This is a genomic window from Arthrobacter sp. ZGTC212 (genome assembly GCF_002929255.1).
GTDB classification, from domain to species: Bacteria; Actinomycetota; Actinomycetes; order Actinomycetales; family Micrococcaceae; genus Arthrobacter_B; species Arthrobacter_B sunyaminii.
The window spans coordinates 1-564 of sequence record NZ_PJIJ01000061.1 but is presented as its reverse complement, the minus strand read 5'-3'; the positions used below and the strand labels follow the sequence as shown (position 1 = coordinate 564).

1 protein-coding gene is annotated in these 564 nt (G+C 64.5%); it reads right to left on the bottom strand.

Annotated features, from left to right (window positions below; genetic code table 11):
* The coding region (locus tag CXQ89_RS17870; RefSeq protein ID WP_308471695.1) for a phosphatase domain-containing protein at positions 1 to 564 on the bottom strand (564 nt) is incomplete at both ends.

Genomic DNA, 564 nt, shown 5'->3' with positions numbered 1-564 from the left:
AGCACGGCCATGCCGGGGGTGGCCATGCGGGCCCGCTCGCTGAGGACGAAGGTGTTCCAGAGGGCCAGGAACGGCCTGGGCAGGGCTGTCACCATCACGGTGTCATCGATGTCCGAGACGATTCCGAACTTCACGTCCGGGGCAATGACCCGGATTCTGGCCTCCACAGGTTCTGTTCCTTCGGCCCGGAGGACGGCCGTGTGCCAGCCCGGCGAAAGGTGGACTTTCACCTCCGTATCAATCAGCCCGCCCCGGTCCGCCCGGACATGGGTAACAACATCGCCGATGGTGATCTCGACGTCGGTGAACTGCAACGGAACGCTGGTGAAGGCCCGCCAGCCGCGCACGTTCTGGTTGCCGTTCTGCGCTGCGTGCTCGGCCTTGCTCCCCGGCATCGGCTTCTGGGTCAGCAGGACCCGTCCCAGGACGCGCACCAGGCTGGTTGATCCATAGCCCTGATAGGCAATGGTCTGCGGCACGAACTTCCAGCGTTTGGCCAGCTGGATGCGCACACCGTTAACGCCGTCGGAAATCCGGTGGGCAAGCTTGAACACCGTGTTGCCG